The 14,958-nt window shown below is 68.8% G+C and carries 16 protein-coding genes and 1 pseudogene; 12 read left to right on the forward strand and 5 right to left on the reverse strand.

Annotation, left to right across the window (positions count from 1 at the left end):
* Positions 1-73: 73 nt before the first annotated feature.
* The gene (locus tag ACIQ7M_RS39175) at positions 74-514 is read right to left on the reverse strand and encodes a hypothetical protein (RefSeq protein WP_403653599.1); all 441 of its coding nucleotides are present in this window, start codon (positions 512-514) and stop codon (positions 74-76) included.
* 48 nt (positions 515-562) lie between these two features.
* Positions 563-904, reverse strand: a pseudogene (locus ACIQ7M_RS39180) (helix-turn-helix domain-containing protein); the annotation flags it as partial.
* A gap of 534 nt (positions 905-1,438) precedes the next feature.
* On the opposite strand from ACIQ7M_RS39180, the gene ACIQ7M_RS39185 reads away from it, so the two are divergent.
* From ACIQ7M_RS39185 to ACIQ7M_RS39195, 3 genes are read left to right on the forward strand one after another with little or no spacing between them, the layout of a single operon-like run.
* Positions 1,439-1,957 (forward strand): hypothetical protein, encoded by a 519-nt coding sequence (locus ACIQ7M_RS39185; protein ID WP_403653403.1) that lies wholly within the window; start codon positions 1,439-1,441, stop codon positions 1,955-1,957.
* Positions 1,944-3,236, forward strand: a complete 1,293-nt coding sequence (locus tag ACIQ7M_RS39190; protein ID WP_403653406.1) for an MAB_1171c family putative transporter — start codon at positions 1,944-1,946, stop codon at positions 3,234-3,236. The genes ACIQ7M_RS39185 and ACIQ7M_RS39190 overlap by 14 nt, the downstream gene beginning before the upstream one ends.
* A gap of 2 nt (positions 3,237-3,238) precedes the next feature.
* Positions 3,239-3,691 (forward strand): NUDIX domain-containing protein, encoded by a 453-nt coding sequence (locus ACIQ7M_RS39195; RefSeq protein WP_403653409.1) that lies wholly within the window; start codon positions 3,239-3,241, stop codon positions 3,689-3,691.
* Positions 3,692-3,752: 61 nt separating this feature from the next.
* On the opposite strand, the gene ACIQ7M_RS39200 is transcribed toward ACIQ7M_RS39195, so the two are convergent.
* Positions 3,753-4,625 (reverse strand): helix-turn-helix transcriptional regulator, encoded by an 873-nt coding sequence (locus ACIQ7M_RS39200; protein WP_403653413.1) that lies wholly within the window; start codon positions 4,623-4,625, stop codon positions 3,753-3,755.
* A 611-nt stretch (positions 4,626-5,236) separates the two neighbouring features.
* Between ACIQ7M_RS39200 and ACIQ7M_RS39205 the strand changes: the two genes are divergently transcribed.
* The 6 genes from ACIQ7M_RS39205 to ACIQ7M_RS39230 all read left to right on the forward strand — a co-directional run bounded on the left by ACIQ7M_RS39205 (position 5,237) and on the right by ACIQ7M_RS39230 (position 10,417).
* Positions 5,237-6,133 carry a helix-turn-helix domain-containing protein gene (locus tag ACIQ7M_RS39205; protein ID WP_403653416.1) on the forward strand — a complete coding sequence of 299 codons (897 nt, stop codon included), beginning with the start codon at positions 5,237-5,239 and terminating at the stop codon, positions 6,131-6,133.
* 2 nt (positions 6,134-6,135) lie between these two features.
* Positions 6,136-6,852, forward strand: coding sequence for a hypothetical protein (locus tag ACIQ7M_RS39210; RefSeq protein ID WP_403653420.1), 717 nt, complete (start codon positions 6,136-6,138; stop codon positions 6,850-6,852).
* Positions 6,853-7,014: 162 nt separating this feature from the next.
* On the forward strand, positions 7,015-7,656 hold the full coding sequence (locus tag ACIQ7M_RS39215; RefSeq protein WP_403653423.1) for a WhiB family transcriptional regulator: 642 nt from the start codon (positions 7,015-7,017) through the stop codon (positions 7,654-7,656).
* Positions 7,653-9,293 carry a hypothetical protein gene (locus ACIQ7M_RS39220; RefSeq protein ID WP_403653426.1) on the forward strand — a complete coding sequence of 547 codons (1,641 nt, stop codon included), beginning with the start codon at positions 7,653-7,655 and terminating at the stop codon, positions 9,291-9,293. The genes ACIQ7M_RS39215 and ACIQ7M_RS39220 overlap by 4 nt, the downstream gene beginning before the upstream one ends.
* The gene (locus ACIQ7M_RS39225; RefSeq protein WP_403653429.1) at positions 9,290-9,481 is read left to right on the forward strand and encodes a hypothetical protein; all 192 of its coding nucleotides are present in this window, start codon (positions 9,290-9,292) and stop codon (positions 9,479-9,481) included. The genes ACIQ7M_RS39220 and ACIQ7M_RS39225 overlap by 4 nt, the downstream gene beginning before the upstream one ends.
* 465 nt (positions 9,482-9,946) lie before the next feature.
* On the forward strand, positions 9,947-10,417 hold the full coding sequence (locus ACIQ7M_RS39230; RefSeq protein ID WP_403653432.1) for a plasmid mobilization protein: 471 nt from the start codon (positions 9,947-9,949) through the stop codon (positions 10,415-10,417).
* A gap of 9 nt (positions 10,418-10,426) precedes the next feature.
* Here the strand turns inward: ACIQ7M_RS39230 and ACIQ7M_RS39235 are convergent, their stop codons facing one another.
* Positions 10,427-10,912 (reverse strand): hypothetical protein, encoded by a 486-nt coding sequence (locus tag ACIQ7M_RS39235; protein WP_403653435.1) that lies wholly within the window; start codon positions 10,910-10,912, stop codon positions 10,427-10,429.
* 84 nt (positions 10,913-10,996) lie between these two features.
* Between ACIQ7M_RS39235 and ACIQ7M_RS39240 the strand changes: the two genes are divergently transcribed.
* A complete protein-coding gene (locus tag ACIQ7M_RS39240) occupies positions 10,997-12,724 on the forward strand; it encodes a relaxase/mobilization nuclease domain-containing protein (RefSeq protein ID WP_403653438.1) in 1,728 nt (575 codons plus the stop codon).
* A 31-nt stretch (positions 12,725-12,755) separates the two neighbouring features.
* On the opposite strand, the gene ACIQ7M_RS39245 is transcribed toward ACIQ7M_RS39240, so the two are convergent.
* On the reverse strand, positions 12,756-13,571 hold the full coding sequence (locus ACIQ7M_RS39245; protein ID WP_403653441.1) for an SDR family oxidoreductase: 816 nt from the start codon (positions 13,569-13,571) through the stop codon (positions 12,756-12,758).
* Positions 13,572-13,757: 186 nt separating this feature from the next.
* Between ACIQ7M_RS39245 and ACIQ7M_RS39250 the strand changes: the two genes are divergently transcribed.
* Together ACIQ7M_RS39250 and ACIQ7M_RS39255 are read left to right on the forward strand one after the other, a co-directional pair.
* Positions 13,758-14,201: a hypothetical protein gene (locus tag ACIQ7M_RS39250; RefSeq protein WP_403653444.1), complete on the forward strand. Its 444-nt coding sequence runs from the start codon at positions 13,758-13,760 to the stop codon at positions 14,199-14,201.
* A 79-nt stretch (positions 14,202-14,280) separates the two neighbouring features.
* Positions 14,281-14,952, forward strand: coding sequence for a hypothetical protein (locus ACIQ7M_RS39255; RefSeq protein ID WP_403653447.1), 672 nt, complete (start codon positions 14,281-14,283; stop codon positions 14,950-14,952).
* Positions 14,953-14,958: the final 6 nt, after the last annotated feature.

The raw sequence follows: 14,958 nt of genomic DNA on the forward strand, positions 1-14,958 counted from the left end.
ACGTCTCCTACAAGCCCTTCACCCGCCCCCTGGACCTCCTGCAGATCCCCTGACCAGCGACGCAGCACGAGCATCAAGACTTTGAATCAGCCCTGCCCTGCCGGGGGAGGTAAAGACGGCGAGGCGTACTGGAGGCCGGATAGCTCACCGCTGGCAGGTCCGGAGAATTCCAGAGTTTGCGGGCCACCGGGTCAAGACGTACAGCCTCGATGACTTCTGCAAGACGCTCGTCTCGTGGCCATTGCTCTGCATCTGCGCGGAGAGCCGCGATCGCGGGAAGCGCCCATTCCTCTCGCCAGTTGATGAGCTGGTCCCGGGCTTCCGGCCAAGTCAGCACCCATTCCACGACATTGCGCCCCTTGGCGACCTGCGGAAAGTATTCCTTCATCGTCGAGTTGTAGGCCAGTAAGTCCCATCTACGGTCCCTGAGGTAGATGCACCAAGTCGGGCTTTGTTCTACGAGGGTGACGAGGGCCAGCGGCAAGCGCTCCTCATGAAAGGTCACAGGATTCACGTCTGGGGCCCGTCCGCGGACGATGCGGTGCACAATGTCCCATTCTTCGGCGTCCAGAGCAAGGATTCGGCGGACCGACTGCAGAAAGGTGTCGCTGTAGTTCGCCGGGCGCCCGGCTTCGAGCGCGTTGTACCACCGACGGGAGACACCTGCCAGGTATGCGGTCTGCGCTTGGGTGATCCCCGGGGTGGACTTGGGACCGAACGCAGCTGTAAAACCTGGTACGTCCGATGTATTCCGACGTACGCGGGCTTGCCGCAGAATGCGCGTGAGGAGGAGCTGCCCCTCCGAATCACCTCCCGTAACGTTCGAGTAACGCCCTCCCGTGGGGCTCACGTCACAGTTCCCACATCGGCAGGAGTGCACCCCACCATCACCACCCCCCTCCATCACGACGTAAATTTCGGCGAGTTGAAGCAGGAAGCCCCGCAGCACGGGCGATAGTTGAAGCGCCGACAATCCAGTTATGGGAACTGTCAGTTCTCAACGAGCAGGGTAAGCAGCCCCCTTGACTCCCGTAGCTCTTCCGAACCGACCGTAGGGTCACGGAAACCTGGGAACCTTTCCCTGGCACAATCCGGCTCGGCTTGCGCTCGTAGAGGATCTTCATGTCGCGCTCCGTTCTACACATCAGGGACAACGGCGAAATGCCGCCCACAGCTGCCCACATTCGCCACAGAAACGACCACCCTGCCGTTGCAGCGAAGAACGACGACCGTTTTGACGCCATCTGGCGCTGGCTTGTGGCTCGCCGAGGAGCTGACTGTGATCTTTGATGCGAGCAGCCCAGAACCTGCTGCTCGATGGATTACCCGACTCGGTCTCCAGCCATGGCAGAAGACTCCCCGTTCCCCGGCGGAATGCTCCACGAAGCCAGTCACACGACGTGAACTCCGCGAGGAATGCGAGGCTTTGCTGGTCGACATGCCGATCCCAAGGCCGTTCACTCTGGATGGTTTGATCGCGGGCATCGAAACCGTGCGGGGCCGGCGCATCAAACTGGTGCCCATTCCGGATCACCTGCTCGCCAACACTGACGTGTGCGGGCTGTGGCTACAGCTCCACGACACCCCTGTCGACTTGATCCTGTACGTGGAGGGCACCACGTCCTTCCACCGGACGCGCATCATTCTCCACGAGTTGGCCCATATGTGGTGCGACGACACGAGCGAGGAGAGCTACGAGCGGCTCGCCCAGCTCTTGCCCGACTTCCCGGCCAACGTCCTGCAGCGGCTTACCGCCAGAGGCCGTGTCATGGCCCGCCACCGTTACGACTCCCACATCGAGCGGCGCGCCGAGACCCTGGCCGACCTGCTGCATCACGAGGCGTACGCCGTCGACTACATCGAAGACTCCACCCTGCGCCACCTCGACGAAGACCTTTCCCACCCTCGGTCCACCCCCAACTCCCGCACTCTCCGGAAGAACCATGTCCGCTTCTGACGCAATCGTCACCACCATTGTGACGCTGCTACTGCTCCAAACCGCCATCCGTCTGCCCAGCACCGTACGCAGCCGACGCGGAGGGCGCCCCCTCTGGCTCTGGGGCACCTTCACCGCCTTCGCGCTGTCCTGGTGGCTCCGTACTGACCTCGGCCGCGCCGCCGTCGACCCACTGGGCATCAACGACCTGCCCACCCTCCTCAAGCACGCGCTGGCCATAGCTGGCACCTGTCTGCTGCTGACGTACGTCACGGACGTCTACGCCGACGAGGACGCCACAACGCGCCACATCAAAATCACGGCTGGGGTCCACCGTGCGGCCGCCCGCGCATCGTTCGCCACCGTGCTATGCCTGGCCGTGGTGTTCTTCTTCTTCCTGAACCGGACCAAGACCGGCGCCGACAGCCCGTACTTCATGGCCCGGCACGCCGGTGAGCCGGGGCTCGTGCTCTACATGGGCCTGCTCTACCTGTACACCGCGGCAGCCGCACTCGTGTGCGGGTACCAGTGGGGCCGAGCCTCGCAGAAGGCCCACCGATGGCCCCTACGCGTCGGACTGTGGATGATGGCTGCAGGCATGGCCCTCATCGTCGTTTACGCACTCCTGCGCACCGCGTTTCTCGTCCCCACGACCCTGCATCCGCTGTCCGAGCGGGCGGTCGCGGATCAGGAACACATCACCGACACCGTGCTGTACGCCGGTTTCCTGCTCTGGCTGTTCGGCTCGATCACCCCCACCTTCCACGCCCTGCGGACACGGGGCCAGAGCACGTGGGCGGTCATCGGACTCCACCGTCTGTGGCGAGATCTGGTCCTCGCTGTCGACGGTGTCGCTCTCTACCAGCCGAGCAGCCTGTTTCACGGACACCGGGCCGTCGGTGCGCTCAACAGGTTCCGGGACGTGCTGTCACACGACGCCACGCCCCAGATCCGCCTCGGCCGCTACGTAACCGAGATCCGCGACGCAATACACGAACTGCGCCGGCGTGCCCCAGCAGATCTCTACGACCGCGCCGTCCAGCTCACAGAAGCGAACGGACACCGTGGCACCGACGCCGACGCAATGGCGGAGGCGTATTGGATCAAGGCCGCCCTCACGGCTGCCGGACAGCCTGCCGGAGCACCGGTCACGTTCCGGACCGCTGGCGACGACTTCACCACCGAGGTGGCCTGGCTGCTGCGTGTGGCCGCCGCGTACCGCGAGGCTGATCCTGCAAGCATCTCCCGTCTCATCCGTTCCTCCGACACCCCGCTTCTCCCCCACACCACCAGGACCTGACCATGAAACCTTCCCCGATCACCGTGACAGCCTCGGCAGCCGCTCTGCTGTCCAACGCCGCCGGCGAGATCCTCATCGTCAACCCGACCTACAAGCCCTTCTGGAACCTCCCCGGCGGCGCCGTCGACCAGGGCGAAACCCCTGAAGAAGCTGCCGCACGCGAGGTCCGCGAGGAACTCGGTATCAACCCGCCCATCGGCCGTCTGCTGGTCCACGCCTGGATCACCGTTCCGGGCCGAGGCGCGCAGGTCTTCTACGTCTTCGACGGCGGTGTCCTCAGCCCGGATGAGCAGGCGGCGATCACCCTGCAGAGGTCGGAATTGAGCGAACACCGCTTCTGTCCGCCGGACAACATGGAAGACGGCCTGATCCCCCCGCACTTGACCGAAGTCTGGCAGGCGGCCCTGGCCGCACGCTCTGAGCAGTACCCGCGAGTACTCACCGTTCGCCTGTAGGCGCGCAAGGGTCTGGCTCGGGGCAGCTCCCTCGGGCCAGGCTTCGCGGCGGCCACGCTTATCAGCGTCGGCCTGTCGACTCCTCGTTGCCCTGCGCTTCGACGCGAGCCTTGTCGACCTCGTGAAGGATGAAGTCCAGCAGGTCGGCCGAGAGTCCCTTCTGTTCGCCACCGCGGGCGGCAATGGCAGCGATCTGCCCCCTGAGCAGCATCGTCTCGCTCAGGATTCGCTGCACGTCGGCGTCCTGGGACCAGATCACCGGGGTGGTGTCGAGCGCCTCGGCCAGAGCACTCAGAACATCCTGGGAGGCGTGCGTGACACGCCCCGTCCTCAGCTCGTGCACCATGTCGGCGTTGAGTACCTCCACGCCCGCTCGGGCGTTCCCCCGGGCCGCAACCTGCTGGTCGGACAGGTCCTCAGACAGCCGCCCCAGAAGATAGGTGATCTTCTCCGCCAGCGTCTCGGGCAACTGGCCGTCAAGGCCCGCCCTTTCGCCATCACCTGGCTCTGGCACGTCGATGCCGAAGGAACGCTCCTGGGCCCGCAGCAGCTGCTCCCCGCTCACGCCGTAGGCCGCCGCGAGCGGGGCACGGTATTCCTCGGCGAGACGCCGCTGCCCAGTCTCTGCGGCTGCCACGGGGCCAGCCGAACGGGTGCCTGTCAGTTCCTTCGTGGCAGTCTGCGAATATCCGGCGTCGGCACGCAGATCAGCGAGATCCGGATACCCCTCTCGCGGGAAGAGTTCGTCAAGGTCGCAGTCCAGGACGCGGGCCAAGCCGGGGAGCTTCTCCGGGTCCGGGACCGAGCGCCCCGTCTCCCACGCGCTGACCCGCGCAGCAGTGACTCCCACGCCATCGGCCACATCCGCCTGCTTGAGGTGTGCCTCGCGGCGGGTAAGCAGCAGGCGCTCAGGGGCGAACCGACGTGTCGCCATCTTCCGCCCGCACCTCCCGGTCTCGTTGAAGCACTTGATCGAATGCCGAAACGAGGATAGTTTCGTTCCGTCGATTCAGGTGTGTACAGGCTACCTGGGCGCGCAAGTGTGTGCACCCACCACTCAGAAATCCTGTCGCACTTCGCTCACTCAGGAGCCCGCCACGCTTGTGCCCGCCGCCCGCGAGAGCGAGCCCGCCGACACGCCCCGTCACGGCCGAGAACAGACGAAAGAGCCCCGACCTGCACTGATGAGTACTGGAGAGTTCTAGAGCCAACTCTGGACCTTGACAGCTGGTGGTGCGTATGTTCGTCGTCCTGCCTCGGGCAGACCGCCCTGGGCGCCGGACCGTAGGAGTGCATCACCGCAGTCACGCCGCAAGATCTACACGCGGCGGCGCCCGGGAGCGGGAACTCCCGGACGCCCACCGCTGAATGGGCAAACCGTCCCGGGAAGGACGGACTTCGCCACCATCACCACGCTGATCCCTTCACACGGGGCGTCTCAGCGTGGCAACACCGAAGGGATTCTTGCATGCGCTCTGCCATGCGCGAAAGCACCGAGGGGGCGGCCTACACGGCTGCTGCGGCCCTTCCGGTCGGGAGCGGCCGGTGAGCAGCGATGCCCGCGAGTGGGTATGGGAGCACAGCTCCAGCAAAGGAAACGCCCGCCTGGTCCTGCTGTCGATCGCCGACCGGGTGGTCGACGAGCAGTGCATCTCCTGGGCCTCACTGACGAGCCTGGCCAAGCGCACGCGCGCCTCCATCTCCACGGTGCGCGAAGTCATCAACCGCCTAGTCGAGGCCGGTGAGTTGGAGCAGCTCGACGACCTCACCGGCCCACAGCGCAGCACCGTCTACCGTCTGCCCCTAGCCGCCGAAGCCATCTCACAGGACCTGCGAGAACAGCAGGAGGGCGACCACGCCGCCAGCGGAGAGGAACTGCCCGACGGGCCGCTGCCCCTGCGATTCTCGGCACTGCGGCGGTACGGAATCCGCCCGCGTGAGGTGCCGGAATCCCCCGTGAGGGCCCGGAAACCGGCAGTACCGGAAACCGGCAGGTCCCGACGGAAACCGGCACCTCGACGTACCGGAAACCGGCATAGCGATGTACCGGAAACCGGCACACAGAACCGTAGTGAACCGGATTTGAACCGTAGGTACAGCAGTGATGGTGCTGCCGTCACCTCGGCTGCCGAGTGGCAGATCGACCCCGCCACCCATGCCTGGGCCCGCCAGCAGGGACACCTCGACCGCCTCGGCGAGCAGGGCCTGCAGGCCGCCGACGCGAAGTGGCGTGCCCACCGCGCCGACTTCAAGCCGCGGCCAGCAGATGCCTGGGCTGCCGACTGGCGCTCCTGGGTCACCCGAGAGCACGCACCTGGGCGCCCGAACCTCTACGCCGTACCCGGCAAGGGCCCGGCTGCTCCGGGCGGCATGACCCGGGCCGAGGCCCACACCGCCGCCCTCCTCGCCGCCCTCGACGAGCCGACCGGAACGGAGCAGTAGCCGTGGACCGCCGCGAAATCGCCGCCCTGCTGGCCTACATCGGCCGACTCGACCCCCGCACCATCCGCACCGACCAGGGCGAGGCCCGAGACCAGCTCGCCCAGTGGCACGAACTGCTCGGCGACGTGCCGATGGCGACCCCTCACAGCTGGGATGCCCGCGTCACCGTCCGCCGGCACATCCGTACCTCGCCGTACCAGATTCTGCCCGCGGACGTGACCCGTCCCTGGGAGAGCTACCGGCGCGACCGTCTGGCGAGGCACTCCGATCCCACGCCGTCCGTCGACCCGGACGACCAGGCAGCCTGGACCGCCGAGCTGGTCGGCACCCGCCGCGCCGTAGCCGTCGGCACCACGCAGCCCGCGCAAGCCAGGGCGATCACCAGCGGTCGCGACGGGATCGACCCGAGGCTGGAGGCGCGGCTGCGGGAGATCGGCTCCTGCATACCGCCCGCCGCCCGTGCCGCTCTCGCGCCCTACCGACCCGCGCGAGCAGCTCGCGAGGCCACCGTCGCGAAAGGGCTGCCGGACGCTCTGAGCGTCCGGTGCGAGTGGTGCCTGGCCCGACCCGGCGAGCCGTGTCGTCGCCGCCGGATCGGCCCCGACGGCAGAGCTCGCGGAACCGCCCCGCGCGCCACCCTCCATCCCGGCCGCCTCGACCTCGCCGCAGCCCGGCAAACCCGGCAGAACGAGCAGGCCCAGCAGCCCGCCACGGCCTGACCGGCGCATCCGGCCCATGCGTTCCGTCCGGGTGCACCGTCGCCCAACACCACCGTCCCGCCCCGGTTGCGGCGCAGGCCTTCACGCCGCAGCCGACGCCCGACGCCGCATCCGCCCAGCACCACCCCAGCCGGCGGACGCGGCAGCACATCGGAGACCCCCTTGCGCCACATCACCACCCACGACGCGCCGACCACCGGCCTGCGCGGCATCGGAGACACCAGCTGGCACGCCCGCGGTGCGTGCCACGGCATGGACGTCGAGGACGCCGACGCCGTGTTCTTCCCGCTCCCCCGGGACCACGAAGCCATCGCCGAGGCGAAGGAATTGTGCGGCTGGTGCCCGGTACGCCGCGACTGTCTCGACTTCGCCCTGGAGAACGTCCTCAAGGAGGGCATCTGGGGCGGCCTGACCGAAGCCGAGCGGCGACCCTTGCACAACGGACTGCCCCAGCGCCTCGACTACCGGCGCGTGATTGCCTACTTCCAGGGACGCGACGTGCACCTGACCGAGGCCGAACGGCAGGTCGTCATCGACCACGCCTACGTGCGCGGCTGGCGGCCCGACCGGCTCGCCGCCGCCCTGCAGATCAGCCACAAGCACGCCCGCGATCTACTCCGGCAAGCAGCGAACAAGGTGTTCGACCGCGACCGCGCCTACGGCGTGCCAGATCCCAAGAAGAAGCGGAAGAGGACCACTCCGGCAACGGGCAGCCCCGCACCCACCGCACCCGACACCCCGCAGTCGGCAGCCCGCCCGGCAGCGTCGACCCCGGCGCACGCCCCTCTCGGAAAGGCCGCATGACCCACCCCGTCCTGGCCCTCAGCGCCGCTCCGGACCTCCCTCTCCTCCTCGCCGCTGGCGTGCCCGCCGCCCTCGCGCTCGTACTGACCGCTTGGACCATCCGGCGCCGGAGCCCGCGCCCGCAGAAACGTCTCGGTGGCCCGGCCGTCAAAGTCGCGGCTCTGGCCGCCCTCGGCTGCACCGCATACAGCGCCGACACCTCGTGGCGCTTCGCGGCCGACTACCTCGACATGGCCGGCACCGCCGAGCGGGCCGGGATGTTCGCCGCGGCCGAGCTGGCGCTCTTCGCGACCGCGCTCATGGCGCGGCAGAACCTGGCCACTCAGGGTGCCCCCGGTCTGCCGGGGACCCTGGTCTGGGTGATCACCGGGGTACAGGTGATCCCGGCCTATGCCGAGAGCGGTCCTATCGGCGGCACGGTCCGGGCCTTCGTCGGGCCGGTCATGGCGGCGATGCTGTGGCACCTCGCCATGGGCATCGAACTGCGACTGCACACCCCGGGCGCCGCCTCCCACGGACTGATCGCCGTCCTGGGGCGGGAGGCGCGCGAACGGCTCCTGTCCCGCCTTGGCATCGCCGCGCGAGACCGCGACGCCGCGCAAATCACCCGGGACCGGGCCACCGCCCGCGCGGTCGCCCTCGCCGCCCGCCTAGCCGAGCGCACGCCCGAGCAGCGGCAGAACCGGCGCGGCCAACGGCTCACCCGGCGCCTGTCGAAGGCGGTCGGCAGGGCCGCGGTCGGCACCAACCCCCTCCAGCGCGCGCAGCTGCTCGACCAGCTCGCCGCCCGTCGGCACGCACTCTCGCTCGCGACGGTCCCGCTCCCCTCACCCTGGTCCCCAGAGTGCAGCACCACCACGACTGCCACGGTCCCCTCGCAGAAGACCTCGGAAGCGCCGGTCCCCGTAGCTGGTCCCCACGATCCCGACGAGTGGGACCGGGACCGGGGACCCGGCGACCCGAGGGGACCGGTCCCCGAAATCGCAGACTCCAAGGCGTCGGCAAACACGGGGACCGAAGGCGACGACATCGGGACCAGCGCGGGGACCGAGACCAAAGAAGTAGGAGCGGTCCCGGGGACCGGTCCCGCCAATCCGGAAGCCGAAGAGTGGGAGGTCGGAGGCGTGGGGACCGACCGTCCTGCGCGAGAAGTACCTGCTCAGGGCCGTGATTCGCATCGGGGACCGACCGCCACCGAATTGGGGACCGAGCAGGCCGGGGACCGGGGACCGATCGCCGCTGGCGCGGGGACCGAAACCACCGGGGACCGGGGACCGACCGACACCGGGACCGGGACTGAACCCAGCGGGAACCGGGGAGACAAGGTCCCCCTTCGCCGGAAGACGACCACGAAGCCCCGTACGAGGAACAAGGGGACGCGCGCCCGGCCCGGCACCCCGCAGACAGAGCGCCCGCCACGCGAGCCGGAGCAGTCGGTGGACCAGCTCGCCCAAGAGATCCGTCCCCACGTCCCCGCCCTGCTCGAGCGGGACGGCAACGAGTCCGTCACCCGGGTCCAGCTGCGGGAAATCCTCCGCCGCGAGGGCTTGAAAGGCAGCCGGAACGATCGGCTGAGCCTCGTCCTCCAGCAACTGCGGAGCGACGGCACCACGACGACACGGAGGACCGCCCGATGAAGACCTGCCACCGGCTCGACACCGTCCGCGCGGAGTACGAGCGGGAGATCGGCTTCATGCTCGCCCACTCCAAGCGGTACGAGGGCAGGCTGGCGGCGAAGTCCAGCGCGAAGCAGGCTGCCTCGACGAAGCAGCGGATGGCCCGCGCGCTCAACAGCCACGTCGGCCGCTGCCCAGAGTGCGGCTGAACCGGCAAAGCTCCAGCTCAGACCCATCATCGCAACCAGTGGCCCAGCTCTGTACCTGGCGACCATCCCGCTTCAGGAGACACGCCGTGATTCCGCGCCCCCTCACTCATCCGAGCCAACGGCCGCCGAGGCCAGCGCCTGGACGGACGTTCTGATCGGCTGGCGGCTCCTGCGCGCCGCCGTCCAGCGGCTCGTCCAGGACCACCCTGACGGACCCGTCCGCGTCCTTCTGGGCCCGGCCTACGTCCTCGCGTTGACCGCGGCCATCCAGCACCACACCCGCTCCACGAGGCCCGGATCCTGATGACGAACCCCGCCCAGAACGGCACCACCCCGCAACCTGTTCCCGACTCCAACTCGGTCTGGGGGAGAGCAAGTTATCGGCCAAGCTACTCTTCCCCGTCGGGGAAGGCAGCTTGGCCGTCTCTCGCCCCAGAGGTGGCGGGAGCGGTCCAGCACCGGGGGGTGCTGGACCGCCATGCGGCGACCGAGGGCGGATCGCAGCCAGGGGTGGAGGAGCAGCCGCGAAGCGGCGCGAGCGCCGCTTCAGCATCCACCGCGCGTAAGCGCTCCCCCCAGAAGAACAAGCGCGCACGCGTCTGCAACATCCGTCTCAACGACGACGAGTGGAGTCGTCTGACCACCGCAGCACGTACCTCGCACAAGAGCCTGCCCGCCTACCTCGTGCGCGCCGGTCTCGCCGCCGCCGAGGACGCCGAGAACACCGCTGCGGTCATCGCGGGCCACCGGGACCTGATAGTCGAGCTGTTCGCCGCGCGGCGTCATCTCGGGCAGGTCGGCAACAACTTGAATCAGGCCGCCCGTGTCCTCAACAGCGGCGGGCAACCCGCGGAACTCGACGCCGTCGTTTCGGCTGTTCAGCGAGCGGTCGCTCGCGTGCAGGCGGTCACCGACCGGCTGCTGGAACAGGATTGACCGAGCGGCTCATGCAGACCACGAGGCGCTGCCGGCCAGCAGGCTTCGGACGTCGCGCCGGACAGCTTCCTGGAACCGGTTGCGCAGCGTCCCGATCTCGTCCTTCACGGCGATGAGCGCCGGGGTGTCCTGTGCGTCCGCGGTAGCCACGTAGTCGCTCGCGCGTCGCAGACCTCGAAAGATCTCGTCTGCTGCCCGAACGACGTCGAGCGGAGCGAGGACATGGATCCGCTGCCGAGTGCCACCGAGATTGAAGCCGGCGAACGCATCAGCAGCTGCCGTCTCACGTTCCTCGACTGCCGTGGTCCGCAGCACGCGCAGCAAGTCCCTGCCCGTGTCCTCCATTGCAGCCAGGTACTCGGCGTAGAGCTCCGTACGCAGCTCCAGCAGGCGCGTGACCGCCTCCCGACGCCAACGCCGGCGGTCCGCCAGCGCCGTCGCGCCGACCCCCAGCAGAACTCCAAGCAGCGCGGAAAGCGGCGATATCCAGCTCATCCGTGAGCACTTCCCGCACCGCGCACGCGGAACGCCCGCTTCCCACTGCCCATTCCCGTTGATCACCCGGTCGAGGACAGCAGCATGATTCCCCGGATCCAAAAGCGCGGTCAGCGCACCATCGGCCTCCTGTACTACCTGTACGGGCCGGGCAAGTTCGAGGAACACACCGACCCGCACCTCGTCGCCTCCTGGGATCACAACGCTCCCGATCCCGGCCGCGACGCCACCGCGACCCTCAAACAGCTCCAGCAACTCCTGGACCAGCCCGTCGAGAACATCGACCAGTCACAACGACCCAAGAAGCATGTGTGGCATCTCTCCATCCGCAACGCCGGCGAGGACCGGATCCTGACGGACGAGGAATGGGGCGACGTGGCCCGCCGTATGGTCGCCGCCGCCGGGATCGACGGCCCTGAGGCGGGAGCGGGTTGCCGGTGGGCGGCCGTGCGGCACGCTGGCGACCACATTCACATCGTCGCCACCCTCGTCCGCGAAGACGGGTACAAACCCGACCTCGACAACGACGCCAACCGCGTCCAGGCCCAGGCCCGCGCCCTGGAAGCAGAGCTGGGCCTGCGCTGCCTCAACAAGGGTGACGGCACCGCGGCGAAGCGCCCCACCAGCGCCGAGCGCCACAAGGCTCAGCGCCAGGGCCGCGAGCGCACCGCGCGGGAAGAACTGCGCGAGACCGTACGCCGAGCGGTGTCCGGCGCCCGAAGCGAGGCGGAGTTCTTCGACCGCCTCGCCGCCGCCGGCCTCCTGATCCGCACGCGCGAGGCTCCCTCCGGTGACCTGCTCGGCTACAAAGTGGCTCTACTGGACGACCGCAACAAGGACGGCGAGCCCGTGTTCTATCCCGGGGTGCGCCTCGCCCCGGACCTGTCCCTGCCACGGATCCGTGAGCGCTGGTCCGCCGACCAAACCTCATCGACAGATGCAGCCAGCCGTGCGACTGCGGCCAGCCCGTCTGCCGCACGTCGGAGGACAGCGTCGGCTGCCTGGACCGCGATCACGGTCGTCGAGAACGGTGACGACGCGGTCGTCGCCGCCCACATCGCTGCGGTCGGCGAGGTCCTGGACGCCCTCGCGAAGACGTCCGCCGCGCACACCCGCCGCGAACTGCGGGACGCCGCCTTCGCGTTCGAGCGGGCCTCCCGCTCCCACGTACGTGCCGAGCGCGGGCACGACCGTGCCCTGCGGCAGGCCGCCCGCGACCTCGTCCACGGCGGTCCCGCGCTCGGCCGGGGCGAGGACGGCGCGAGCACCGCGATGGCGATCGACATGCTGTTCTTCCTCATCACCGCGGCCATGCACTGGCACGCGAAGAAGCGACACGCGCAGCAGGCCGCCGCCGCCCGTCAGGCCGCCGAGCACCTGCGCGCCGCCTACCAAGAGGCCGCCGCCCAACCTCTCGTCATGCTCTACCAGCGCGGCCAGCGTCTGAGCCGACCGGTGCTTCAGCGGCAGACGGCACTGCTGCGCGAGGCGCTGCCGGGGCTGGCTGAGCAGATCCTTGCCGAGCCCGGTTGGTACGCCCTGGCTGCCACCATCTCCGACGCCGAGGCCGCCGGCCATGACCCAGCGGACCTCCTGTCCCACGCAGTGGAGCGCCGCGAACTCGACACCGCGGACTCGGTCAGCGACGTCCTGGTGTGGCGACTTCGGCGCCTGGCCGATCTGCCAGCCGACGCTACCGGGATGCCGGAGAACAACACGGCAAAGAACCCGACAACCGCACGCTCGGCGGCATCCCGCACCAGTGCCTCTGGCCGCCGTTTCGGTGAAAAGGCGCCGGGCAATACACGATGAGTCCCGCCGCAGGTACGACTGCGCTTGTAGGTCAGAGAAACTCGTGGACGCCGCGCAATCTGGTACGCAGCTTGAGCTGGGTTGCGCGGCTGTCGAGCCGGACGTCGAGTGCGCCGGGAAGTGCGGTGGCTGCCCGAAGGCCCTTCGGCAGACGGGACGCGTCGAGCCCGTCGCGCTGGGCGATAAGAACACCAAGGCCGTGACGACTCACGGCGTCGGGACCTGCAAGGTGGTGCATGCCGCGCGCGTCGGTGGAGGCCAGCTCCAGCAGGGCGGCGGCCAGGTCACCGACATGCACCGGGCAGCGGATGTCGTCGGTGAACAGGGATCCCGTTCGGGAGCCGGTCGCGAGGTCGTGCGCAAAGCGTACGTGCTCGGACTGGACGCCGCCGATAGTCAGTGAGGTACGGGCGATGGCGGCGTCCGGGGCCAGAAACCGGATGCCGGTCTCCGCCGCGGCCTTCGCTGCGCCGTACGGGGTTACGGGATCGGGGAGGCAGGATTCGTCGTAGTGGACGCGAGTGCCGGAGAACACGGCGTCACTGCTTACGTGAACGAGGCGGCAGTTGTGATTCGCCGCGGTCATCGCCAGGCGCACGGAACCTTCGGCTGTGACTGCCCAATCGGCGCTGCCGCTACTCGCGTTGATGACCAGGCAGGGGGCGAGTGAGGATACGACCTCCTCGACGCGATCGCCGTCCCGCAGGTCCAGGTCGTACCAAGTGGCCTCCGGACTGCTGACCGGCCTGGTCGCGAAGGTCGCGGCGGTGAGATGCCCGGCGGCAGATGCCTGGCGGACCAACTCGGTGCCCAGGAACCCGCTGCCGCCGACGATGAGGACAGTCATGGCATGCCACGGTAGACGGTCCTCACGTCGCTGGAAGCACCTCGCATGGAGCGGGGCCCGGCCCCAGGAAGCGATGAATCACCTTGCGACCTGCCAAAACTGACTGTGGTCTTTGTGAATTGAAACCGCCAGGGGCGTGGGGCACGATCATGAAGCGAGTAGGGCGAGGCAGAGGAGGACGCCAGGGTGTTTCACCGAATACGCCGCCGGGCCAAGGAGCCGAGTGAGGCGCAGCGCCAGTTCGCCGAGCTGCACGCGCGGCTGCAGAACCAGGTCCCGCCCGGGTTCGGGGTACCGCTGACCGAGCCGGAGCGCACCGAGCCGGCCGCCGTGGTGGACGACTTCCTTCCGCCGGAGTTGCGGGTGCCCAGCCATGACCAGGTCGACGGCAAGATGATGCCGTGGAAGCAGCCGCTCGTCCTCGATGGTGAGATGGTCGCCTGCTCCGAGTGCGGCGCGTACCGGGACTGGCTCATCCTCTCCACCCGCGGCCAGATTTGGCTGCGCTGCCGGGCTGGCCACCAGCAGCAGGAGACCCGCCTCGACACCGCCTGGTACAACCGGAACTCCGGGCCGGCGGACGCAACGTACGCCACGTTCGAGGACTGCCTGCGCCACCTCGGACACTGACCTCCACTCCTACGACCCCACCGGGCCCGCGGGCCCGCACTGACCACCCGTCGCCCAGCACCAAGGGGTCAGTTCCGTCATGCGCGTTCGCGTCGCCACCATCACCCTCGGCATCACCGGCGCCCTCCTCGCCGTGCCCGCCTGCTCCATCGGCACCGCCGGCACCGCAGCCTCCGCCCGAACCGGGAAGCCGGCCGACGCCGCCCAGCAGGCTGCCCCGCTCACGTCGGCCACGCTGCAGACGCGTCTGCTCGACCAGAGCGACCTCGGCAGCGGCTACCTGCGCAAGCAGGAGCGCCCCTCTCAGCACGATGACGTCACTGTCATCGGCTGCCCCGCCCTGAGCGAGCTGGGCGGCGACGCGGCGACCGGCGGCACTCTCACCTTCCCCCACAGGGCGAAGGCCGCCTTCACCTACGGCGGCAGCAGCTCCGAGGTCGCCGAGGAGCTGTACAGCGACAGTGCGGACAAGCTGTCTGACGGCATCGGCCGGATCTTCGACGCCATGACGGGATGCCCCACGTACCAGGTCGTCGCGGGCGGCACCCCGATCGACATGGCCTCACAGAAGCTGCCCGCGCACCGCAACCTCGGTGACGAGCAGTGGAGCCAGCTCTTGGCGTTCTCCACCGGAGGAAAGGGCACCGTGGTCAAGCAGACCGCGATCCGCGACGGCAGTCTGCTGCTGATCGTCTCCGGCTCCCCGGCCCTCGTCGACCGCCACCTCGACAAGGCCACGACAACGAGCTAGCCCTTC

The organism is Streptomyces sp. NPDC096324 (assembly GCF_044763015.1).
Classification (GTDB): domain Bacteria; phylum Actinomycetota; class Actinomycetes; order Streptomycetales; family Streptomycetaceae; genus Streptomyces.